General features: G+C 48.2%; 19 protein-coding genes and 2 tRNA genes. 2 read left to right on the plus strand and 19 right to left on the minus strand.

Features of this window, described 5'->3' with window-relative positions; translation table 11 throughout:
- Positions 1-4: 4 nt before the first annotated feature.
- The 18 genes from rplC to AABK39_RS16780 form a co-directional block, all read right to left on the minus strand.
- The gene (rplC, locus tag AABK39_RS16695) at positions 5-622 is read right to left on the minus strand and encodes a 50S ribosomal protein L3 (RefSeq protein ID WP_338392476.1); all 618 of its coding nucleotides are present in this window, start codon (positions 620-622) and stop codon (positions 5-7) included.
- A gap of 184 nt (positions 623-806) precedes the next feature.
- Positions 807-1,112, minus strand: a complete 306-nt coding sequence (rpsJ, locus tag AABK39_RS16700; protein WP_338392477.1) for a 30S ribosomal protein S10 — start codon at positions 1,110-1,112, stop codon at positions 807-809.
- A 12-nt stretch (positions 1,113-1,124) separates the two neighbouring features.
- A complete protein-coding gene (fusA, locus tag AABK39_RS16705; protein ID WP_338394699.1) occupies positions 1,125-3,254 on the minus strand; it encodes an elongation factor G in 2,130 nt (709 codons plus the stop codon).
- A 6-nt stretch (positions 3,255-3,260) separates the two neighbouring features.
- A complete protein-coding gene (gene rpsG / locus AABK39_RS16710) occupies positions 3,261-3,728 on the minus strand; it encodes a 30S ribosomal protein S7 (RefSeq protein ID WP_338392478.1) in 468 nt (155 codons plus the stop codon).
- 22 nt (positions 3,729-3,750) lie between these two features.
- A complete protein-coding gene (gene rpsL, locus AABK39_RS16715; protein WP_338392479.1) occupies positions 3,751-4,131 on the minus strand; it encodes a 30S ribosomal protein S12 in 381 nt (126 codons plus the stop codon).
- A 112-nt stretch (positions 4,132-4,243) separates the two neighbouring features.
- Complete coding sequence (locus AABK39_RS16720) at positions 4,244-4,561, minus strand: DUF3467 domain-containing protein (RefSeq protein WP_338392480.1); 318 nt, start codon at positions 4,559-4,561, stop codon at positions 4,244-4,246.
- A 33-nt stretch (positions 4,562-4,594) separates the two neighbouring features.
- A complete protein-coding gene (gene rpoC, locus AABK39_RS16725; RefSeq protein ID WP_338392481.1) occupies positions 4,595-8,881 on the minus strand; it encodes a DNA-directed RNA polymerase subunit beta' in 4,287 nt (1,428 codons plus the stop codon).
- 28 nt (positions 8,882-8,909) lie between these two features.
- A complete protein-coding gene (gene rpoB, locus AABK39_RS16730; protein ID WP_338392482.1) occupies positions 8,910-12,779 on the minus strand; it encodes a DNA-directed RNA polymerase subunit beta in 3,870 nt (1,289 codons plus the stop codon).
- A gap of 173 nt (positions 12,780-12,952) precedes the next feature.
- The gene (gene rplL, locus AABK39_RS16735; RefSeq protein WP_338392483.1) at positions 12,953-13,324 is read right to left on the minus strand and encodes a 50S ribosomal protein L7/L12; all 372 of its coding nucleotides are present in this window, start codon (positions 13,322-13,324) and stop codon (positions 12,953-12,955) included.
- Between the two features lie 41 nt (positions 13,325-13,365).
- Positions 13,366-13,899: a 50S ribosomal protein L10 gene (gene rplJ, locus AABK39_RS16740; protein WP_338392484.1), complete on the minus strand. Its 534-nt coding sequence runs from the start codon at positions 13,897-13,899 to the stop codon at positions 13,366-13,368.
- Between the two features lie 2 nt (positions 13,900-13,901).
- Positions 13,902-14,600, minus strand: a complete 699-nt coding sequence (gene rplA / locus AABK39_RS16745; protein WP_338392485.1) for a 50S ribosomal protein L1 — start codon at positions 14,598-14,600, stop codon at positions 13,902-13,904.
- Positions 14,601-14,612: 12 nt separating this feature from the next.
- Positions 14,613-15,056 carry a 50S ribosomal protein L11 gene (gene rplK / locus AABK39_RS16750; protein WP_338392486.1) on the minus strand — a complete coding sequence of 148 codons (444 nt, stop codon included), beginning with the start codon at positions 15,054-15,056 and terminating at the stop codon, positions 14,613-14,615.
- A 4-nt stretch (positions 15,057-15,060) separates the two neighbouring features.
- The gene (nusG, locus tag AABK39_RS16755; RefSeq protein WP_338392487.1) at positions 15,061-15,618 is read right to left on the minus strand and encodes a transcription termination/antitermination protein NusG; all 558 of its coding nucleotides are present in this window, start codon (positions 15,616-15,618) and stop codon (positions 15,061-15,063) included.
- A gap of 28 nt (positions 15,619-15,646) precedes the next feature.
- Positions 15,647-15,838 carry a preprotein translocase subunit SecE gene (gene secE, locus AABK39_RS16760; RefSeq protein ID WP_421825142.1) on the minus strand — a complete coding sequence of 64 codons (192 nt, stop codon included), beginning with the start codon at positions 15,836-15,838 and terminating at the stop codon, positions 15,647-15,649.
- 171 nt (positions 15,839-16,009) lie between these two features.
- Entirely contained in the window at positions 16,010-17,197 is a 1,188-nt protein-coding gene (gene tuf, locus AABK39_RS16765; protein ID WP_338392488.1) for an elongation factor Tu, read from the minus strand.
- 151 nt (positions 17,198-17,348) lie between these two features.
- Positions 17,349-17,424: transfer RNA gene (locus AABK39_RS16770), tRNA-Gly, on the minus strand.
- Between the two features lie 83 nt (positions 17,425-17,507).
- Positions 17,508-17,589 (minus strand) — tRNA-Tyr (locus tag AABK39_RS16775).
- A 147-nt stretch (positions 17,590-17,736) separates the two neighbouring features.
- Positions 17,737-20,289: a M1 family aminopeptidase gene (locus AABK39_RS16780; protein WP_338392489.1), complete on the minus strand. Its 2,553-nt coding sequence runs from the start codon at positions 20,287-20,289 to the stop codon at positions 17,737-17,739.
- 215 nt (positions 20,290-20,504) lie between these two features.
- Between AABK39_RS16780 and pyrH the strand changes: the two genes are divergently transcribed.
- A complete protein-coding gene (gene pyrH / locus AABK39_RS16785; protein ID WP_338392490.1) occupies positions 20,505-21,209 on the plus strand; it encodes a UMP kinase in 705 nt (234 codons plus the stop codon).
- Positions 21,210-21,433: 224 nt separating this feature from the next.
- Positions 21,434-21,994, plus strand: coding sequence for a ribosome recycling factor (gene frr, locus AABK39_RS16790; RefSeq protein WP_338392491.1), 561 nt, complete (start codon positions 21,434-21,436; stop codon positions 21,992-21,994).
- A 93-nt stretch (positions 21,995-22,087) separates the two neighbouring features.
- On the opposite strand, the gene AABK39_RS16795 is transcribed toward frr, so the two are convergent.
- Positions 22,088-23,326, minus strand: a complete 1,239-nt coding sequence (locus AABK39_RS16795; protein WP_338392492.1) for a M16 family metallopeptidase — start codon at positions 23,324-23,326, stop codon at positions 22,088-22,090.
- Between the last annotated feature and the right edge of the window lie 209 nt (positions 23,327-23,535).

Below are 23,535 nucleotides of genomic sequence, written 5' to 3' on the forward strand. Positions count from 1 at the left end.
TCGATTACTTCTCTAAAATCACAATTGAATTCTTAGCTCCCGGAACCGACCCGTTTACTACAACGAGGTTTTTCTCGGCAACTACTTTTAAAACTTGGAGGTTCTGCATCTTAACGCGCTCACCGCCAGTCCTTCCGGCCATTCTCAAGCCTTTGAACACGCGAGCGGGATAAGAACAAGCACCAATGGCACCAGGCGCACGACCCCTGTTGTGCTGACCGTGAGTAGCCTGACCAACGCCTCCGAAATTGTGACGCTTGACAACACCTTGGAAGCCTTTACCTTTAGAGGTACCGACCACATCAATAAACTCACCTTCCTCGAAAACCTCAGCTGTCACCGCGTCGCCCAAGTTGATCTCTCCGTCCCAATCGCGGAACTCGACCAATTTGCGCTTAGGTGTCGCATTAGCTTTCTGGAAGTGACCGATCAACGCCTTTGTAGTGTTCTTCGCCTTTTTCTCGCCGAAGCCCAACTGCACTGCGCTATATCCGTCAGTCTCAACCGTTTTTACTTGCGTTACTGCGCAAGGACCAACCTCTAACACTGTGCATGCGACGCTACGTCCATCGGCACTGTAGATGCTAGTCATTCCGATTTTCTTTCCGATAATACCTTGCATTACGCTAAACTATTAATAATAAAGCGACTAATATGATAGTCGCACGTTTACAAAAGGAATGCAAAGATATGAAAAAAATACATGGAAGCAAAAGCGACCGCAACAAATAACAATCGCATTCGCCTAAAAAAAAGGGACTTACGATAAATCGAAGTCCCTTTTTTTTATTATTCATGTATCTCTATCACACCTTAATCTCCACGTCTACCCCGCTCGGCAACTCGAGCTTCATCAGGGCGTCCACTGTCTTTGAGCTGTTTGAGTAGATGTCTACCAAACGCTTGTAAGTACAGATTTGGAACTGCTCCCTAGACTTTTTGTTTACGTGGGGTGAACGGAGCACAGTGTAAACCTGCTTCTCCGTCGGCAAAGGAATCGGACCGCTTACTACGGCTCCCGTTGTCTTCACGGCCCTTACGATCTTTTCTGATGACTTGTCCACCAGGTTGTGATCATAAGACCTCAATTTGATTCTGATCTTTTGATTCATTGCCTTATGCGATTATTTACCTTTTACTTCTTCGATGATTTTAGTAGCCAAGTTGTTTGGCACTGGATCGTAGTGTGAGAACGTCAATGAAGCCGATCCGCGACCAGACGTGATAGTACGCAGGTCAGTTACGTAACCGAACAACTCAGACAACGGCACATCGGCCTTGATGATCTGAGCGCCGTTCTTCATGTCCATTCCCTTCATGATACCGCGACGACGGTTCAAGTCACCGGTCACAGGACCAGTGTGCTCGTCCGGAGCCACAACCTCTACAGCCATGATAGGCTCGAGCAACTGTGGCTTACACTGCTTACCAGCTTCTTTGAAACCGAGACGGGCAGCCAATTCGAACGACAGAGAATCCGAGTCAACGTCGTGGAACGATCCGTGGAAAAGACGAACTTTCATACCTACGAGCGGGTATCCGGCCAAAGGACCGTTGTTCAAGCACTGCTGGAAACCTTTTTCGATAGCAGGAATGAATTCTCTTGGAATCACACCACCAACGATTTGGTTATCGAACTGCAAGCCTTCTTCTTTTCCGTCGTCACGTGGAGACAATTCAAACACGATGTCGGCGAATTTACCTTTACCACCTGTCTGCTTTTTGTAAGTCTCACGGTGCTCGATAGAAGTAGTGATAGCCTCGCGGTAAGCAACCTGTGGAGCTCCCTGCTCTACCTCAACCTTAAACTCACGACGCATACGGTCCATGATAATGTCGAGGTGAAGCTCACCCATACCACGCATAATAGTCTGACCAGTCTCCTCGTCAGTGTTTACGCGCAATGTTGGATCTTCTTCAACAAGCTTGGCGATAGCAACACCCATTTTATCGGCGTCAGCTTGAGTCTTAGGCTCAATAGCGAAACCGATTACAGGCTCAGGGAAGCTCATTGTTTCAAGAATGATCTTTCCGTCTTCAGCTGTCAAAGAGTCACCAGTTTTGATGTCTTTGAAACCTACACCCGCACAGATGTCACCAGCTTCCACGCGTGGAATTTGGTTCTGCTTGTTAGAGTGCATCTGCAACAAACGTGAGATACGCTCTTTCTTGCCAGTTCTAGCGTTGAACACGTAAGAACCTGAATCAAGAACACCCGAGTAAACGCGGAAGAAGCACAGACGACCTACGAATGGGTCAGTTGCGATCTTAAATGCCAACGCTGCGAAAGGCTGGTCATTGTCCGGTAAACGAGTTTCTTGCTCGTCAGTATCAGGGTTAACACCCTCGATAGCTGGCAAGTCAAGTGGTGATGGCAAGTACGAACAAACAGCGTCCAATACAGCCTGCACACCTTTATTTTTAAAGGCTGATCCGCACATTACTGGTGACATAGACATGTCGATCACAGCTTCACGGATAGCTTTCATCATTTCTTCAACGGTGATCGAGTCAGGATCTTCGAAGAATTTCTCCAACAAAGCCTCGTCATACTCGGCAACAGCCTCAACGAGCTTCTGACGCCACTCTGCGGCAGTGTCAACCAAATCCGCTGGAATCTCCTCTTCGACATAGGTCATACCTTTGTCTTCCTCGTTCCAGTAGATCGCCTTGTTAGTGATCAAGTCAACCACACCTTTGAACTCATCCTCCGATCCGATCGGAATCTGCAAAGGCACAGGATTAGCACCTAATTTATCAATAATTTCCTGTACCGTTCCGAAGAAGTCCGCACCAGCGCGGTCCATCTTGTTCACGAAGCAGATACGTGGCACTTTGTACTTGTCAGCTTGCCTCCAAACAGTCTCAGACTGAGGCTCTACACCTGAAGACGCGCAGAACAAAGCAACAGCACCGTCCAATACACGCAAAGAACGCTCTACCTCTACAGTAAAGTCAACGTGACCAGGAGTATCGATGATGTTCACACGGTACTCGTTAGTTTCGCCTTTTACAGGCTTACCTTGTACCGTTGGGTAATTCCAGTGAGTGGTGGTAGCGGCTGAAGTAATGGTAATACCACGCTCCTGCTCTTGCTCCATCCAGTCCATTGTAGCGGCACCGTCGTGTACCTCACCGATCTTGTGACTCAAGCCAGTGTAGTACAGAATACGCTCAGTGGTTGTCGTCTTACCGGCATCGACGTGAGCCATGATACCGATGTTACGAAGGAATTTTAAGTCTTTCTTAGCCATGCTCAATTAGAACCTAAAGTGTGAAAACGCTTTGTTAGCCTCTGCCATTCTGTGCGTATCATCTTTCTTCTTCACAGCAGCTCCCTCTCCTTTCGATCCTGCGATGATTTCACCAGCGAGTCTCTCTTTCATGGTTTTCTCACCGCGAGATCTCGCGTAACGAATCAACCACTTGATACCTAAAGAAACTTTTCTTTCTGGGCGAACCTCCATTGGAACCTGGAAAGTAGCACCACCGACGCGGCGAGATTTCACCTCGACAGCTGGCATAACGTTGTTCAACGCTTTTTTCCAAGTCTCGAGTCCATTCTCACCTACTTTTTCCTCTACGATAGCGATCGCATCATAGAAAATACCGTAAGCAATACTCTTCTTTCCGTCAACCATCAGGTAGTTCACGAACTTTGTCACCAAAGTATCGTTGAATTTTGGGTCAGGAAGAATATACCTCTTCTTAGGTTTCGCTTTTCTCATTTTACTAAGTCTTCTCTTTTAATTACTTCTTGTCCTTAGGCCTCTTGGCGCCGTACTTAGAGCGTCCTTGCAACCTGCCGCTTACGCCTGCAGTATCCAAAGCGCCACGAACTACGTGGTAACGTACACCTGGCAAGTCTTTTACCCTTCCACCGCGGATCAACACGATAGAGTGCTCTTGCAAGTTGTGTCCTTCACCACCGATGTAGGCGTTAACCTCCTTGCCGTTGGTCAAACGTACACGAGCCACTTTACGCATCGCCGAGTTAGGCTTCTTAGGCGTGGTAGTGTACACTCTCGTACACACACCTCTTCGCTGTGGGCACGAGTCAAGGGCGCGAGATTTAGATTTTGTAATCTGCTTCTCTCTACCCTTCCTTACTAATTGCTGTATAGTAGGCATTTATATTGATAAATTAGGTTAATTATATCCCTCCTATAAAAATTCAGGACGCAAAGGTATTGATTATCACCAAGTAATCAAAACCTTTGGTCCCAAATCAAATGCTCAGCCCTTAGGCTTCGCCTATAGTTCCTCCGAAATTCATCGGAAATTTCAGCTCTTCGTCCGCTTGTTTAATAGGGCCGAAAGAATCTTCGTACTTGCGTACGTTATCTTCCAACGCATTAAGCAAACGCTTAGCGTGCTCCGGCGTCAAGATAATTCTTGATTTCACTTTCGCCTTAGGCACACCCGGCATCATGCGGATAAAATCAACAACGAACTCGCTGTTCGAGTGAGCGATCATCGCCAAATTGGAGTAAACTCCCTCGGCCACCTCTTCGGACAGCTCGATGTTGATTTGCTGTTTTTCGTTTGGTTGGTCAGCCATAATGGACTTTGTTTTACAACCTGTTCTACGTGTTTACACCGTAGGGACATCCTCGGCGTCGAGCTCCTGTTTCGGCGTTACGATAACGTCCTGGAAGTCACGGATACCCGTACCCGCAGGGATCAAGTGTCCTACGATCACGTTTTCCTTCAGTCCGCGCAACTCGTCACGCTTACCGCGGATAGCCGCTTCGCTAAGAACCTTGGTCGTTTCCTGGAACGACGCTGCCGAAATAAAGCTTTCCGTACCCAATGACGACTGGGTAATACCCTGAAGCGTAGGCTTGGAAACCGCGGCCGAAGCGTCACGCACTTTGACCAACTTCATATCGCGACGACGCAAGCTTGAGTTTTCGTCTCTCAACTGACGGGCAGTGATAATCTGGCCCGGCTTCAAAACTCCTGACTCACCCGCATCGACAACTACTTTCTTGTCAAGGATACGGTCGTTCTCCTCGCGGAACGTCCATCTGTCCACTACTTGGTTCTGCAAGAAAATAGTGTCGCCTGGATCGACAACCATCATTTTCTGCATCATCTGGCGAACAACAACCTCGATGTGCTTGTCGTTGATTTTTACACCTTGCAGACGGTATACGGCCTGAACTTCGTTCAATACGTACTCCTGAACTTTGGTCGGTCCTTCGATAGCCAAGATGTCGGCAGGAGTTTTAGCTCCATCAGACAATGGCATACCAGCCTTCACAAAGTCGTTTTCCTGAACAAGGATGTGCTTCGAGAGCGATACGAGGTAACGCTTCTTCACTCCGTCTTTCGACTCAACGTAAATCTCACGGTTACCACGCTTGATTCCACCGTAAGAGATAACACCGTCAATCTCCGAAATAACCGCTGGGTTAGATGGGTTACGGGCCTCGAACAACTCGGTAACACGCGGAAGACCACCGGTAATATCGGCAGACTTACCTGTCGCTCTTGGAATCTTAACGAGAACTTTACCAGCCTCGATAGCGTCCCCGTCCTCAACCACAAGGTGGGCTCCTACAGGAATGTTATAAGATCTGGCGTCTTCTCCTTCGCCGATATGGATCGCTGGGTTTTTAGTCTTATCCCTTGAGTCAACAATCACCTTCTCTTGGTGACCTGTAGCCTCATCCATTTCGACTTTGTATGTATAGCCTTCTTCGATAGATTCGAAGTTGGCCTTACCGGCAAATTCCGAGATAATAACGGCGTTAAATGGATCCCAGAAACACATACGGTGTCCTTTCTCCACTTTCTCACCATCCTTAACCTTCAAATAAGATCCGTAAGGAACGTTATAAGAAATCAGCTCTTTGCCAGTTTTTTCTTCAATAATCTTGATTTCACCCGTACGACCAAGTACTACTTGCGAAGGCTCGCCTTCGATATCCGTAGCGCTGATCGAGCGGATTTCGTCAAACTTAACAACCCCTGCAAAACGCGATTCGATAGACGCTTCTTCAGCAATGTGAGAAGCTGTACCACCTACGTGGAATGTACGGAGTGTAAGCTGTGTACCAGGTTCACCGATCGACTGCGCTGCGATTACACCGACAGAGTCACCTTTCTGCGACATACGCAATGTCGAGAGGTTACGTCCGTAACACTTGGTACAAACACCTCTACGGGTTTCGCAAGTAAGTACCGAACGGATTTCCATTTCCTCAACTCCAGCTTCCTCAACACGCTTGGCGATTTTCTCAGTGATTTCCTCACCGGCTTTCACCAACGGTTCGTTGCTTTCGTCTTGGCCAGGAGCAAATACGTCGTGCAATGAAGTACGGCCGAGAATCCTTTCCGACAATGGCTCAACGATATCCTCGTTGTCTTTCAATGCCGAAACGGTCAAGCCACGCAACGTACCGCAGTCCTCGTCGTTGATTACAACATCCTGCGCCACGTCAACCAAACGACGGGTAAGATAACCGGCGTCGGCAGTTTTAAGGGCTGTATCCGCAAGACCTTTACGAGCACCGTGAGTAGAGATAAAGTACTCAAGTACGTCAAGACCTTCTTTAAAGTTCGAGAGAATCGGGTTTTCGATAATCGCTCCTACCGAACCTGCGATGTTTTTCTGAGGCTTAGCCATCAGACCACGCATACCACCAAGCTGACGAATCTGCTCTCTAGAACCACGGGCTCCTGAGTGCATCATCATGTAGATACTGTTGAATCCGCCTTGATCTTCCTCAAGTTGCGTCATCAAGGTTGAAGTCAACTGTGAGTTGATACGGGTCCAGATGTCAATCACCTGGTTGTAACGCTCGTTGTCGGTGATAAGACCCATTTGGTAGTTATCCCAAACAGCAGAAACCTCTTCCTTAGCTTGAGCCACCAACGACTCTTTGGCTTCAGGAATCATGATATCGCCAAGTCCCATTGAGAGTCCGCCTTTGTAGGCAGTCTGGAACCCGATGTATTTGATATCATCAAGGAACTTAGCAGTTCCGTCCATTCCCGTGATCTGGTATACTTTGGCGATCGTTTTCTGAAGAGTTTTCTTCGTCAACAAATCATCAATGTATCCAACTTCGTCAGGAACGTACTGGTTTACGATCACACGACCAGCGACTGTTTCGATCAATTGCTCTGAAAGCTCGCCAGTCTCGTCATCACGAACCATTGTGCGAACTTTGATAAAGGCGTTTTTAGACAAACGGCCTTCGTTCAAAGCGATGATCACTTCTTCAGCACCGTAGAATGTCATTCCCTCACCCGCAATTGGATACTCAGGAGTAGACTTACGTCCTTTGGTCAAGTAGTACAGACCCAATACCATATCCTGCGACGGTACGGCGATAGGAGCACCGTTGGCAGGGTTCAGGATATTGTGCGAAGCCAACATCAAGACTTGGGCTTCCAAAACGGCTTCGTGTCCCAAAGGAACGTGAACCGCCATCTGGTCACCGTCAAAGTCGGCGTTAAAGGCCGTACAAACGAGCGGGTGCAACTGGATAGCCTTACCTTCGATCAACTTTGGCTGGAAGGCCTGAATACCCAATCTGTGAAGCGTTGGAGCACGGTTAAGAAGAACTGGGTGTCCTTTCAACACATTCTCCAAAATATCCCAAACGACAGGATCTTTGCGGTCAACGATTTTCTTCGCCGACTTCACAGTCTTTACAATCCCGCGTTCAATAAGCTTACGAATAACGAATGGCTTGAAAAGCTCGGCTGCCATGTTCTTTGGCAAACCACATTCGTGCATCTTCAATTCAGGACCTACAACGATAACCGAACGACCAGAGTAGTCAACACGCTTACCGAGGAGGTTTTGACGGAAACGACCTTGCTTACCTTTCAGCATATCACTGAGAGATTTCAAAGCGCGGTTACCGTCAGAACGAACTGCGTTCACCTTACGGGAGTTGTCGAACAACGAGTCGACAGCTTCCTGAAGCATACGCTTTTCGTTTCTCAAGATCACCTCAGGTGCCTTGATGTCGATCAGACGCTTCAGACGGTTGTTTCGGATAATCACACGACGATAAAGGTCGTTCAAATCCGACGTGGCGAAACGGCCACCGTCCAAAGGCACCAACGGACGCAATTCCGGCGGAATAACCGGAACCATGCGGATCACCATCCACTCCGGACGGTTTTCGATGCGCTTGGTCGAGTCACGGAAGGCTTCGACAACGCGAAGACGCTTCAGGGCCTCAGCCTTACGCTGCTGTGACGTGTCCGTTTGGGCTTGGTGTCTCAACTGGTATGAGAGACTGTCCAAATCCAATCTGGCCAACAGCATTTCCAATGCCTCCGCACCCATCTTGGCGATGAACTTGTTAGGGTCTTCATCGTCCAACATTTGGTTTTCGCGAGGCAATTTATCTATGATATCAAGATATTCGTCCTCAGTGAGGAAGTCCATGTTCTGAACTCCATCCTCTTCCTTGACACCGGCTTGGATCACCACATAACGCTCGTAGTAGATGATCTGGTCAAGCTTCTTGGTCGGCAAACCTAACAGGTAACCGATTTTGTTCGGCAAAGAACGGAAGTACCAGATATGAGCTACAGGCACCACCAACTCGATGTGGCCCATGCGCTCGCGACGCACTTTCTTCTCCGTTACCTCGACACCGCAACGGTCACAAATGATTCCTTTGTATCGGATTCTCTTGTATTTGCCACAGTGACATTCCCAGTCCTTAACAGGGCCGAAGATACGCTCACAGAACAAGCCACCCATTTCAGGCTTGTAAGTCCTATAGTTAATAGTTTCTGGTTGCGTAACCTCGCCGTGCGAGCTCTCCAGAATAGATTCTGGAGAGGCAAGGCTGATCGTTACCCGTGAAAAGTCGTTGGTTATTTTCTTATTTTTTCTGAACGCCATAATTCTCAGTTAGAAAGTTGCAACGGTCTTAGTCAAGTGTGATTTCAAGTGCCAAACCGCGAAGTTCGTGCACAAGTACGTTAAACGATTCAGGAACATTAGGCTTAGTCATGTTTTCGCCTTTAACAATCGCCTCGTACGCCTTGGCACGGCCAACAACGTCGTCAGATTTGATTGTCAAGATTTCCTGCAAGACGTTAGCGGCACCGAAGGCCTCCAACGCCCACACTTCCATCTCACCGAAACGCTGGCCACCGAACTGGGCTTTACCACCCAATGGCTGTTGCGTAATAAGCGAGTATGGTCCGATCGAACGGGCGTGCATCTTGTCGTCCACCAAGTGGCCCAACTTCAACATGTAAATCACACCTACCGTCACCGGCTGGTCAAAACGCTCACCTGTAAGGCCGTCGTGCAAATATGTACGGCCGAATTCTGGAAGACCGGCTTCCTCAAGTTCTGCTGCCACTTGGGCCATAGTAGCTCCGTCGAAGATCGGCGTAGCGTACTTCTTGCCAAGCTTAAGTCCAGCCCAACCCAATACGGTCTCGTAGATCTGCCCGATGTTCATACGCGATGGTACACCCAATGGGTTCAAGCAGATATCAACCGGTGTTCCGTCTTCGAGGAACGGCATGTCCTCTTCGCGGACAATCTTGGCTACTACCCCTTTGTTACCGTGACGACCGGCCATCTTGTCACCCACTTTCAGCTTACGCTTCTTAGCGATGTAAACCTTGGCCAATTGTACGATACCAGCTGGCAACTCGTCACCGACTTCGAGCGTAAAACGCTCTTTCTTGAAGCGACCGGCGATTTCGTTACGCTTGTTCTGGTAGTTTTTAACCAATTCCTGCAACAATTCGTTAGTGTGCTCGTCGTCCGTCCAACCTTCGAGGTTAAGGTCGGCCAACAAGTTCACCTCTTCCGGTACGCTGTAAGTACTTTCGTCCCGGTATATGTTCTTTTCGGGGAACAAGTTATTGTCGATGTTAGCGAAACCGAAAGGTACGCCAGCGCTCAACACCTCGTCTCCGAATTTATGCTTAACTCCTTGCGAAGTCTTTCCGCCCAACAGTTCGTCCATCTTACCGATCATACGTCTGCGGAGCTTCAGCAACTCGCCACTGTACCTTGACTTCAGTTCCTCAACCTCTTTCTTGGCTTTAGCTCTAAGGTCTTTGTCCTTCTTAGGTCTAGAGAACAATTTGGTGTCGATAACCACACCGTTCAACGAAGGAGAAGCTTTCAAAGAAGCGTCCTTAACGTCACCGGCTTTGTCACCGAAGATCGCACGGAGAAGTTTTTCTTCCGGAGTCGGATCGGTTTCGCCTTTAGGCGTAATCTTACCGATCAGGATATCGCCTTCCTTGATCTCGGCACCAGTACGGATAATTCCGTTCTCGTCAAGGTTCTTAACCGCGTCCTCGCTTACGTTCGGGATTTCAGAAGTCAATTCTTCCTCACCACGCTTCGTTTCGCGAACCTCAAGCTCGTATTCGTCGATGTGAATCGATGTGAACACGTCACCCTGAACAACCTTTTCGGAAATTACGATGGCATCCTCAAAGTTGTAACCTTGCCAAGGCATGAAGGCAACCTGCAAGTTTTGGCCAAGGGCCAATTCACCTTGCTGAGTAGCGTAACCTTCGCAAAGGATCTGACCTTTCGTCACTTTATCACCTTTCAAGACAATCGGACGAAGGTTCATACAAGTATCCTGGTTAGTTCTGCGGAACTTAACAAGCGAGTATTCTTTCACCTCGTTGTCGAAACCAGCCAACACTTCGTCATCAGTCAAATCGTAACGGATCACAATCTTGTTACCGTCAACGTACTCAACTGTACCGCCACCTTCTGAAACAACCAAAGTTCTAGAGTCGCCAGCTACACGGCCTTCAAGACCAGTACCTACGATCGGAGAATTCGGTTTCAACAACGGAACGGCCTGACGCTGCATGTTCGATCCCATCAAAGCACGGTTGGCGTCATCGTGCTCCAAGAAAGGAATCATAGAAGCGGCCACAGATACAATCTGGTTTGGCGCAACGTCCATGAACTTCAGTTCCTCAGGAGCCACAACTGGGAAGTCACCTTGCAAGCGGGCTTTCACCTGATCTTGCTCAAGCCTTCCGTCTCCGCCTACCGGTACGTTAGCCTGTCCGATAAACGAGTCGTCTTCTTCTTCAGCTGTCAAGTAAACCACTCCGGTTTCGTCAACGGCACCCTCGGTAACCTTACGGTACGGAGTTTCGATGAATCCCATCGGGTTCACTTTGGCGTGAACGCAAAGTGAAGAAATCAGACCAATGTTCGGACCTTCAGGCGTCTCAATTGTACAGAGACGACCGTAGTGCGTATAGTGAACGTCACGAACCTCAAAGCCCGCACGCTCACGAGAGAGACCACCAGGACCCAAAGCAGACATTCTACGCTTATGCGTAATTTCCGCAAGCGGGTTGGTTTGGTCCATGAACTGAGACAACTGGTTCGTTCCGAAGAAAGAGTTGATCACAGAAGACAAAGTCCTCGCGTTGATCAAATCAGCCGGCTTGAACTCCTCGTTGTCACGAACGTTCATTCTTTCCTTGATCGTTCTCGCCATCCTGGCCAAACCTACGCCGAACTGGCTGTAGAGCTGCTCGCCCACAGTTCTAACGCGACGGTTGCTCAAGTGGTCAATATCATCGACAACCGCTTTAGAGTTGATCAATCCGATGAGATACTTGACGATCAAGACAATATCTTGATTTGACAACACCCTAACGTCTTTGCTAAGGTTGATGCCCAATTTCTTGTTGATTCTGTAACGACCTACCTCGCCCAGATCGTAACGCTTGTCGCTGAAGAACAAGTTCTGGATCAGCTCGCGAGCTGTCTGCTCGTCAGGAGCCTCACTGTTACGCAATTGGCGGTAGATCAATTCCACTGCCTCGCGCTCACTGTTCGACGCGTCTTTCTGGAGGGTATTAAAAATGATCGTGTAATCGGTTGTCACAACATCCTTTTTGTGAAGGATGATAGACTTGGTTCCCGACTCAAGAATCTTCTCGATTTCCTCTTCGCCCAACACGGTGTCGCGCTCAAGGATAACCTCGTTCCGGTCAATAGAAACTACTTCGCCGGTATCTTCGTCCACGAAGTCTTCCGTCCACGTCTTCAAAACATTTGCGGCGAGCTTTCTGCCCTCGGCGTCTTTCAACGCTTTCTTCGTGGCCTCAAGCTCTTCGGAAAGACCGAACAAGTCGAGAATGTCCTTGTCAGATCCGTAGCCGATAGCCCTAAGCAAAGTAGTGACCGGGAATTTTTTCTTACGGTCAATGTATGCGTACATGACGCTGTTCACGTCAGTAGCGAACTCAATCCACGACCCTTTGAACGGGATAATTCTGGCCGAGTAGAGTTTGGTGCCGTTCGTGTGCTTACTTTGAGCGAAGAACACGCCTGGCGAGCGGTGCAACTGGGATACAATAACCCTTTCGGCACCATTGATTACGAAAGAGCCCTTTCCGGTCATGTAAGGGATATTCCCCAAAAACACTTCCTGCTCCATTGTCTCGAAATCCTCGTTGTCCTCGTCGTTACACGAGAGGCGCAACTTGGCCTTCAAAGGAACGGAATAGGTCAGGCCCCGATCGATGCATTCCTCAACCGTGTACTTCGGAGGGTCGATCAAGTAATCCACGAACTCCAGAACATAACTCTCACGACTGTCCGTGATTGGAAAGTTCTCGGAGAACACCTTGTATAGGCCCTCTTGAGCCCTTTTCTCGGCCGCGGTGTCCAGCTGGAAGAAGTCGCGGAATGACTTCAGCTGTACGTCCAGAAAGTCAGGGTAATCAATGACCTTCTTGATCGACGAGAAATTTCTCCTGTTTGGGTGAATAGTATTAGCCAAGGTATTAAAGTTTTTATTGGTAAAACTGCAATGATAAGGAAGTAATCGCAGGTCAAACTACCTGATAATCAACCGAAGTACAAACAGCAAAAGACCTGACGAGACGCCGCCAGGCCTAATATATTTTGCCAACCATTATACCAATTTGGGCATATAATGGCTAATTTTGTCAATTATTTCAACTCAACTTCAGCACCAACAGCTTCCAACTCTTTCTTCAGTGCTTCAGCTTCGTCTTTAGCGATACCTTCTTTAACTGCAGAAGGAGCGCCGTCTACCAATTCTTTAGCTTCTTTCAAGCCCAAACCTGCCAATTCCTTAACAGCTTTAACAACTTTCAATTTAGCAGAACCAGCTGACTTCAAGATAACGTCGAACTCAGTTTGCTCAGCAGCTTCTTCAGTAGCAGCAGCACCAGGAACAGCAACAGCAGCGGCTGCAGCAGGCTCGATACCGTACTCTTCTTTCAAAATCTCTGCAAGCTCGTTAACTTCTTTTACTGTCAAGTTAACCAATTGTTCCGCGAATTCTTTCAAATCTGCCATTTTCGTAATATTGTGAATTATTTATAAACCTTATTTCTTTATTAAGCTTCCTTCTCAGAAAGAGTCTTGACGATGCCCGCAAGTTTGTCGCCTCCGCTCTTAAGCGCAGAGATAACGTTTTTCGCAGGTGATTGGAGCAAGGTGATAACCTCTCCGATAAGCTCGACTTTCGACTTGAGTTTCGAGAGAGCGTCCAGTTGGTCGTCTCCGATGAAAAGCTCGGCGTCGATAGAAGCGCCTTTCAACAAAGGTTTTTCAGAACCGCTTTCTTTTCTGAATTGCTTCAGGATCTTAGCAGGCAAGTTCGAAACCTCTTTTGAGAAGATAATACCTGAGAATCCTTTCAGAACCTCGCCGTCAAACGCAGAGTAGTCCGCATCCAACTGTTCCAAAGCCTTCTGGATAAGGGTATTTTTGTAAACCTTATATTCAACACCTTTTTCGAAGCATACTCTTCTGAAGGCGTTGGTTTGCTCTACCGTAAGTCCTGCGGCGTCTGTAACGTAGAAGAAGTCGTTCTCCTGGAACTTGGCCACAAGCTCATCGATGATTTGCTTTTTTTCTACCTTATTCATAATTAAAGACCAGGGACACTGTTTTTATCTACTTTAATACCGGGGCTCATGGTGCTTGAGAGGTACACGCTCTTGAAGTAAGTTCCTTTGGCGGAAGCTGGCTTCAATTTAGAGAGTGTCTGGAGCATCTCAGTCATGTTGTCCTTGATTTGCTCAGCAGTGAACGACGCTTTTCCAACGCTAGTGTGGATGATACCTGATTTGTCAACTTTGAAGTCGATTTTACCAGCTTTCACCTCTTTCACAGCCTTAGCTACGTCCAACGTTACTGTACCGGCCTTAGGGTTTGGCATCAAACCTCTAGGTCCCAATACGCGCCCGAGACGGCCAACTTTCGCCATTACGGTAGGCATGGTAATGATAACGTCTACATCAGTCCAACCACCTTCGATTTTCTTGATGTACTCGTCTAGGCCTGCGTAGTCCGCTCCAGCTGCCTTAGCCTCTTCCTCCTTGTCAGGAGTACAAAGAACCAAAACGCGAACGTCTTTACCTGTGCCGTGAGGCAAGGCCACAACGCCCCTAACCATTTGGTCTGCCTTGCGCGGATCAACTCCCAAGCGAACATCGATATCAATAGAAGAATCGAACTTGGTGGAAGTGATTTCTTTCACCAGCGAAGAAGCCTCCTCTAGCGAATAAGCCTTGGCAAAGTCAACTTTGGCCAAAGCTTGCTTTCTTTTTTTCGTTAATCTCGCCATTACATAATTAGATTACTCTGCCCAAGGAGCAGTTCCTTCAACTTTAACACCCATGCTTCGAGCGGTACCAGCAACCATTTTCATGGCAGACTCTACCGTGAAAGCGTTCAAGTCCGGCATTTTAGTCTCCGCAATTGCCTTCACGTCGTCCCAAGTGATCGCACCAACTTTGTTACGGTTAGGCTCTGAAGAACCTTTCTTGAGTTTCGCCGCTTCCAAGATCAATACTGGAGCCGGGGGTGTTTTCACAACAAACTCGAAAGACTTGTCCGAATAGATCGTAATCAATACGGGCAAAACCTGTCCTTGTTTGTCCTGCGTTCTGGCGTTGAACTGCTTACAGAACTCCATAATGTTAAGTCCCTTAGAACCTAACGCTGGACCGACTGGGGGCGAAGGATTCGCCTGGCCAGCCTTGATCTGTAGCTTCAAGTAACCACTGATTTCCTTAGCCATCTTGCTACTCTTGTTTTTCTACCTGCATATAATTCAATTCGACAGGCGTATTCCTACCGAATATCTTAACCGTCACGTTGAGCTTTTTACGCTCTTCGAAAACTTCTTCCACGATTCCGGTGAAGCCGGTGAAAGGACCGTCCATCACAGTAACGTTCTCGCCAACGATAAACGGCGACACGCCCTGCTCTTGGTACTCTTCCACTTCCTCCACTTTTCCGAGGATTCTGTTCACTTCGCTTTCCCTAAGCGCAACCGGAGCTCCCGAAGAGCTTCCCGTATCGCTCAAGAAACCGATAACGTCGGGCATATCCTTAATGAAAGGTATAAGCTCGGGGTTACCTCCGATATTTGCGGAAATAAGCACGTAACCCGGGAAATAGTTCCGTTCCCTTACGCGTTTCTTTCCGTTTCTCATTTCATATACCTTCTCAGAAGGAATAAGAACCTGAGCCACCTGGTCTTCCAGCTCCTGCCTCGCCACCTCTGTTTCGAGATAGGCTTTCAGTTTTTTTTCCTTGCCGCTAACGACGCGGATAACATACCATTTTAAGTCAGTCATATGCCTCTGAAGATCTTAAAACGTTAAACTAAAAGGCAGAGTAAAACCACTCCATCAGATTCTTGAAGAATAGGTCCATTAGGCCGATCGATGCTGCGAACAACACACATCCGACCAAAACCAACAATGAGCTGCTTTGCAACTCTGAAAAAGGAGGCCAAGTCACCTTCTCTTTCATCTCCTCGACGGAGCCACTTACAAATGCTTTTACCTTCAACATGATCTTCACACTGGTTTGCACGGGAGGAGGGAGTCGAACCCACCGCTGAAAGCGAACGCCGTTGTTCACCCGTAAAAATTGCATCCCGACAGAATCGGGATGCAAAATTATGAATTTTATTCTAAGCAACCAAGCGCATCACTCTATAAGTGACGCACTTAGAGAGCTAGATTAGTCAAGAATCTCAGTTACCTGACCTGAACCTACAGTTCTACCACCCTCACGGATAGCGAAACGCAGACCTTTTTCCAAAGCGATAGCGTTGATCAACTTAACTTCGATAGTTACGTTGTCGCCAGGCATTACCATCTCAACACCTTCTGCCAATACAACTTCGCCAGTAACGTCTGTTGTACGGAAGTAGAATTGTGGACGGTACTTGTTGAAGAATGGAGTGTGACGTCCACCTTCTTCTTTTGACAATACGTAAATCTCAGCTTTGAAGTGAGCGTGAGGAGTTACTGAGCCTGGCTTAACGATTACCATACCACGCTTGATATCCTCTTTGGCAACACCTCTAAGCAACAAACCTACGTTGTCACCAGCCATACCTTGGTCAAGGATCTTACGGAACATCTCCACACCAGTGATGGTAGAAGTCATATCCTCAGCACCCATACCCAAGATCTCAACTGGGTCACCAGTGTTGATAGTACCACGCTCGATACGACCAGTAGCAACAGTACCACGACCAGTGATCGAGAATACGTCCTCTACAGGCATCAAGAAGTCACGGTCAGTCAAACGCTCTGGCTCAGGAATGTAAGAGTCAACAGCAGCCATCAGCTCGTCGATCTTAGCAACCCACTCAGCTTCACCGTTGAGTCCGCCCAAAGCAGAACCCAAGATTACTGGAATGTCATCTCCTGGGAAGTCGTACTCAGACAACAACTCACGAACTTCCATCTCAACGAGCTCGAGAAGTTCTTCGTCGTCTACCAAGTCAACTTTGTTCAAGAAAACAACCAATGCAGGTACACCTACCTGACGAGACAACAGGATGTGCTCACGAGTCTGAGGCATAGGACCGTCAGTAGCAGCAACTACCAAGATAGCGCCGTCCATCTGAGCCGCACCTGTAACCATGTTCTTCACGTAGTCGGCGTGACCTGGGCAGTCAACGTGGGCATAGTGACGGTTAGCAGTTTCGTACTCAACGTGCGAAGTGTTGATAGTGATACCACGCTCAGCTTCCTCAGGAGCGTTGTCGATTGAACCGAAATCCCTCTGCTCAGCAAGACCCTTGTCTGCCAACACCTTAGAGATTGCCGCAGTCAAAGTGGTTTTACCGTGGTCAACGTGACCAATGGTACCGATGTTTACGTGCGGTTTCGAACGGTCAAAGGTTTCCTTAGCCATTGTTCTAAATCCTCAGTTTAGGTTAGTTATATAAGTGTAATGTCTTCTTAAAAGCTAAATGAGCTAACGCAGGGAACCAGTCCCAACCCTTACCAAAAGAGTTCCGGCCGAGGCCTAGAAACATCAGCGTCAATCACCGAATAAGCAGCACTGGAGCGGGTGATGAGGTTCGAACTCACGACCTACAGCTTGGAAGGCTGTCGCTCTACCAACTGAGCTACACCCGCTTAAAATTTAGATTAAAAACGAAAGCCGAAACTCCAACCGACTCACACTCGGAGCCTTGGATTTCGCAGTCATTTTCTTAGTGTGGGGAGAGCAGGATTCGAACCTGCGAAGTCGAAGACAACGGATTTACAGTCCGTCCCAGTTGGCCGCTTTGGTATCTCCCCAAAAATGCGCTTACAGATGCCCACAAAAGACAATCGGAATGCAAAGGTAAACGCTTTTTTCCATTTGTCAAACAATTGAAAAAGAATTTAGAGTCCTAACAAAATCAGGCAGATAGCACCCGCTTGGCCGGACTCCCCGGGCAACGCTTACTCCCCCGCCAAAGAAGCGTAAATTTCCCTCAGCCTAGGGTCCGCCTCATTTTCTCTTATTTCCATCAATCGCTCGGATATTCCCTCGTAGCCCAGCATGCTAACCGACTGGAAAGCGGCCAGCCTAACATGGGGAGCCTTGTCGTTCATCGCCAAATCCATAAAGAACTCGGCTCCTTGGCGCTGTTCGGCTTCCGGCGCACGCATCAGCAATTGCCCCAAAAGCTGAACCATATACCAACGGTCCTGTTTCTGGGATGACGCATACTTGCCCATCAGCCACTCAAATTTATCATATTTGCCCTTTTCCGCATAATATCCGGCAATGGACAACACTACATTCACATTCTTCTCATTCTCAAACCGTTCCATAACCTGACCACAGTCTTGAGCGTCGGTCATCGAATACGAATAAAGCGCGCTTCCCACAACCGAGTAAGAGGAATCGGCCATGGCTAGCCTGAAAAGACTGCTGAACCTATTCGGCTCCTCATCGCCGAGAAACACGATCGCCGCGGAACGCACCATTGACGACGGATCTTTTTCAGCCATCTCGGCCACTTTGTCAAGGACAGAAGCTCTGCTAGCCTCATCAGCTCCGGAAAGCATATCCAATGCGTATTCACGAATTGAAGAGGCAGGATCGTTAAGTGCGGTTATGAAAACACTGCTGTCTTTTATCGAGTCTCCCCAGATATCCACCAAACCGTTAAGCGCCGCACCGCGCACCAATACATTTTCTCCATTTTTATATTGCGACAGCCAAGCTTCGGGGGTTTGTTCGTAACGAATTTCTCCACAAAGGAGGCTTTCAGGGTCCACAACAACGTTTTCCGGTTTCTCCCCAAATGGAATTTCATATCTCTGACTCGGGCTATCCACCCAAATTCTTGTCAATTCCTTCTTTCCATTTGACCAAAGTTCAATATCGAGAGGGAAAGTATAAGCCGGCGTATCTTCCGAAATTTGGGCTTGGCCGAGCTCCACGATCAATTTCTTGTTGGCCTCGTCATAGCTTGTCTCAATATCAACAACCGGATGGCCCGGACGCAGGAACCATTGCTGGAAGAACCAATTCAAGTCCATTCCCGTCACTTCCTCAAATGCCAAGCGGAGGTTGGCCAATTCAACCGATTTATACGCATTATGCTTCAGGTAGACAGACAATGACTTGAAAAACGCCTCGTCTCCGACCAAATCACGCAACATATGCAAAACCCGCCCTCCTTTATTATAGGAATGACGATCAAACATCTCTTCCTTATCTCGGTAATGGTAGCGGATCAGATTTTCTTTTTTAACCTTACTCTCTTCCAGATACCCGGCGAGTTCTTCGGCTTGGTGTTCAAGCGCAGCATCTTTGCCATACTTGTGTTCGTTCCAAAGATATTCGGAATAATTTGCGAAAGCTTCGTTCAAAGGAAGGTTACTCCAGGATTCGCAAGTCACCAAATCACCGAACCACTGGTGAAACAATTCGTGAGCGATTATCCCGTCCCAATTACGGTCAATCAACTCGCGCTTGTTGGACTGCACGGATTCCATGAATACGGAAGCCGAAGTATTTTCCATCGCTCCCGACACGAAATCCCGGACAATCACCTGAGAATATTTTGGCCAAGGAAACGGGTAGTCCAGCTTTTCGGAGAAGAAAGCGACCATTTCCGGCGTATTTCCGAAAATCGCCTTCGCATCGCCCTCATACTCGGGCTCCACATAATACTTGTACTCAAGCCCGCCCTTATGCTCCTCCACGACAGCAAACTCTCCAACAGCCATCATAAACAAATAAGGGGCGTGCGCTTTGTCCATTTTCCAATAGTCTGTTCTCGTCCCGTCCTCATTCCTTCGGGAGAAAACCATCACGCCGTTTGAAAGCGTTTTGAAACGGTCGTCTACGGTAATGTAGATTTCCTGAGTGCAACGTTCGTTCGGACTGTCGATAGTCGGGAACCAGCAGGAACTGGCTTCCGTCTCACCCTGTGTCCAAAGTTGTGTAGGTTTCACCGGATCCGTTCCGTCGGGGTCGATAAAGTAAAGGCCTTTGTCTTGGCTAATGGCGTCGCTTCCTCCCACTTCGAGCTCGTCAGGCTTCGCCACATAATCTATCGAGAGGACCAGCTTCTCGTCACGGGTATACTCCCGATCCAGTTTTACCCAGATCTTCTTTCCGTCATAATCAAAAGCCAACGGCTTCACCGTCCCATTCTCGGCTAATCCCACCGAGCTAACGTCAAAACCCTTCGCATCCAATTCTACTTCTTCCTGCGGATAAAAATATGGGCTCAGCTCCAGCGTAGCGACTCCGTAAAGGAAACGCTTCGACCAATCCGGCTTTACTTCCAATTTTGTATGGAGCAAATCCACCGTTCTTGGCCTGGAGGCCCTGTATATTTCCAAAACCGAATCGGACGGCGCCACTTGGCTCACTTCCGCAACCTCCGCATCGCTTTCCTGTGCCTGGGACGCAATCTGCTTAGAGCCGGAACAGGACACCAAAGCAGTTCCCGCAAAAGCCAATACGCCAACCTTTAATATTCGATCTATCATGAACACTTCGCTATCTGATTTTTTACTCAAATATAAATGTAGAAAAAAAATAGGACTCTGTTAAAACGAAAGCGTATCGGATAATCGTATAAAAAAACGGACAAGACGTGGGCGCAACAAGTGCGAAGTCCTGAAAAAGTTTTCCCCTGACAGCGTTCAGAGTTCCGTTTACGAGTCGTATATTTGCACGATTTGTTCACCGAGAACCAAGAGCTATGAAATACAAAAGGATCCTCCTGAAGCTTAGCGGCGAAGCCCTGATGGGATCGCAGTCACACGGCATTGACCCTGAAAGGCTTGACCAGTACGCCACCGAAATCCAACGCGCCTCTGAAACGGGCATCCAAATCGCAATTGTGATTGGCGGCGGAAACATCTTCCGCGGAGTACAGGCCGAAAAAGCCGGCATCGACCGCGTTCAAGGAGATCATATGGGAATGCTTGCCACCCTGATCAACGCCATGGCCCTGCAAAGCGCCCTCGAAAACAAGGGCCTGAAAACCCGCCTGATGTCAGGACTCAAGATCGATGAAGTTGCCGAGCAATTCATCCGTCGCCGTGCCGTAAGACACTTGGAGAAAGGCCGCGTAGTTATTTTTGGAGCGGGAATCGGCAACCCTTACTTCACTACAGACTCTACGGCTAGCCTCCGCGCTATCGAGACCGAGTCTGAAGTGGTATTGAAAGGCACACGAGTTGACGGCGTGTACGACATGGATCCTGAGAAAAACGAAGACGCTACACGCTACGAGACCCTCTCGTTCGGCGACGCCCTTCAGAAAGGACTCTCGATCATGGACATGACGGCCTTCACCCTGTGTAAAGAGAACAAGCTGCCGATCATTGTATTCGACATGAACAAGCCGGGCAACCTCCAAAAGGTTATCCAAGGCGACAACGTCGGGACACTGATTAGCTAACGCAAACGAATTCCCGCCCGGTCAGGCCTGGCGGGATTGTTTTGTCCCCGGTTCCATCTGCGGGAGACTCCTCCCTTGACCTTCAAGTAAGGAAATCAAGGGAAAAGGGCCCTCTTTTCCCTCGGAATTCTAACTTATAGGTTATAGATTTACGCTGGCCATCTCGATTAGCCGGCATCCCGCCGGATAAACCTCCCTATTTTGGCTAAAAAAACAGCAATATCATGGAAGAAATAGAATTGGTTCTGGAGTTGGTGCGTGAACAAATGGAAAAAGCGCTAAAGCACACGCACAACGAACTGACAAAAATCCGCGCCGGAAAAGCTATGCCAAACATGCTTGACGGCCTGACCGTAGACTATTACGGCTCCAAAACACCTGTCAGCCAAGTTGCCTCCATTACTACGCCTGACGCAAGAAGCATCGTGGTAAAACCTTGGGAGAAAAACATGATTAGCGAAATCGAGCGCTCAATCATCAACAGCGACTTGGGCCTCAACCCGCAAAACGACGGTGAGGTTATCCGCTTGAACATTCCCCCATTGACTGGTGACCGTCGCCGCGACTTGGTAAAACAGGCCAAAGGCGAGTGCGAAAACGGAAAAATCGGCATCAGAAAGGCCCGTCAGGAAGCTAACGACTCTTTGAAGCAGCTTCAAAAAGACGGCGCTTCGGAAGATGTTGTTAAGACTTCTGAGGAAAAAGTTCAGAAGATCACCAAGGAGTACACTGACAAAATTGACGCAGCTTTTACTGAAAAAGAAAAGGAAATCACGACAGTATAATCCATACGATCGATCTTTTCCAAATAAAAAAATCGCCCGGGACTCTCATTCCGGGCGATTTTGTTTTTATACGCCAGAATCCACCTAGGACTCTTATTTTTCGCTTAGATAATACATCGTAGAGCAACGCTCGGGAGCCAACAACCATTCCGCTGTTGATCTAACTCCTTCGGGCGTGACCGCACGGATCAACTCTGGCTCTCTGTTGATCAAGTCCGTGTCTCCCATCAAAGTCGCATAGCCTAAGAACATAGCCACACTCATGGTTTCCATTTCGGAAAATACGAGACTTGCCTCGGCTTGGTTCTTCACCTTCTGCAATTCCTCTTGCGGTGGCGCTTCGTTACGGATTTCTTCAAGCACTTTGAGAATTTCCTCCTCGGCTTTCTTTATATCCTGACCTTTTTTGAGCTTTCCGCTCACAACAAAGAGTCCCGGATCAAACGAACCGGTAACAAAGGCTCCAATATCATTGAAAATTCCCAGCTCTTTTACCAAGCGTTCATGCAGGCGCGATGATTTTCCTTGGCCTAAAATATCACCAAGCAAATCAATAGTCACAAAGCGCTCGGAAGCCTTACCCGGCATGTGATAAGCCTTGAAAATCGCGTCAAAAGGTACGTCGGCTTTTTTTGTCACCGATTTAGCCTCTGTTTGTTCCGGTTCAGCGGGCAAATTCCGAACACACGGTTCTCCGGCAGGAATATCGCCAAACCATTTTTCAGCAAGTTCACGAACCTGCTCCACAGTCACGTTCCCCACTACTGACAAAACAGCATTGTTCGGAACGTAGAATTTATGATAGAAAGCCTCAACGTCAGCCATCGTGGCTTCTTCGATGTGGGAAATATCCTTACCGATAGTCGGCCAGCGATAAGGATGGGTCGTGTAACACATCTTCCGCAACTCCGCCCACACATCGCCGTAAGGCTGGTTTAGGTATCTTTGCTTAAACTCTTCCACCACCACTTTTCTTTGGACTTCCAGAACTTGGGAGTCCAGATTAAGCGCCGCCATCCGGTCCGATTCCAGCCAAAAAGCCGTCTCAATATTCATTGCCGGCAGGTACACATAGAAATTCGTAAGGTCCGGACTGGTGAAAGCGTTATTCTCCCCTCCTACTTTCTGCACATGCTCGTCGTACGAACTGATGTTTTTCGACCCTCCGAACATCAAATGCTCGAACAAATGGGCGAAGCCCGTCCTCTCCGGATCCTCGTCGCGCGAGCCCACATCATAAATCAAATTAACTGCCGCCATCGGCGTGGTCGGATCTTCGCTCACCACCACCCTCAAGCCGTTGTCAAGTACAAAGCTTTCGTATTGAACCATCTGGAATCTCGATTATTATTGGAATGCCAACCATTCCGCAGAGATCGAATTTACGCTTTTTAAATTCCAAGACAACACCGCTTTGCGTTCAATTCCTTAAAAACGCAACCGTATGTATAGAACTTCCGTCATCATAAAGCCAACATCGGAGCATACAATTTGAAATAGACATCGGTCCATATATCATCAAAAAAGATTATATTTCCTCT

Source organism: Fulvitalea axinellae (assembly GCF_036492835.1).
Classification (GTDB): domain Bacteria; phylum Bacteroidota; class Bacteroidia; order Cytophagales; family Cyclobacteriaceae; genus Fulvitalea; species Fulvitalea axinellae.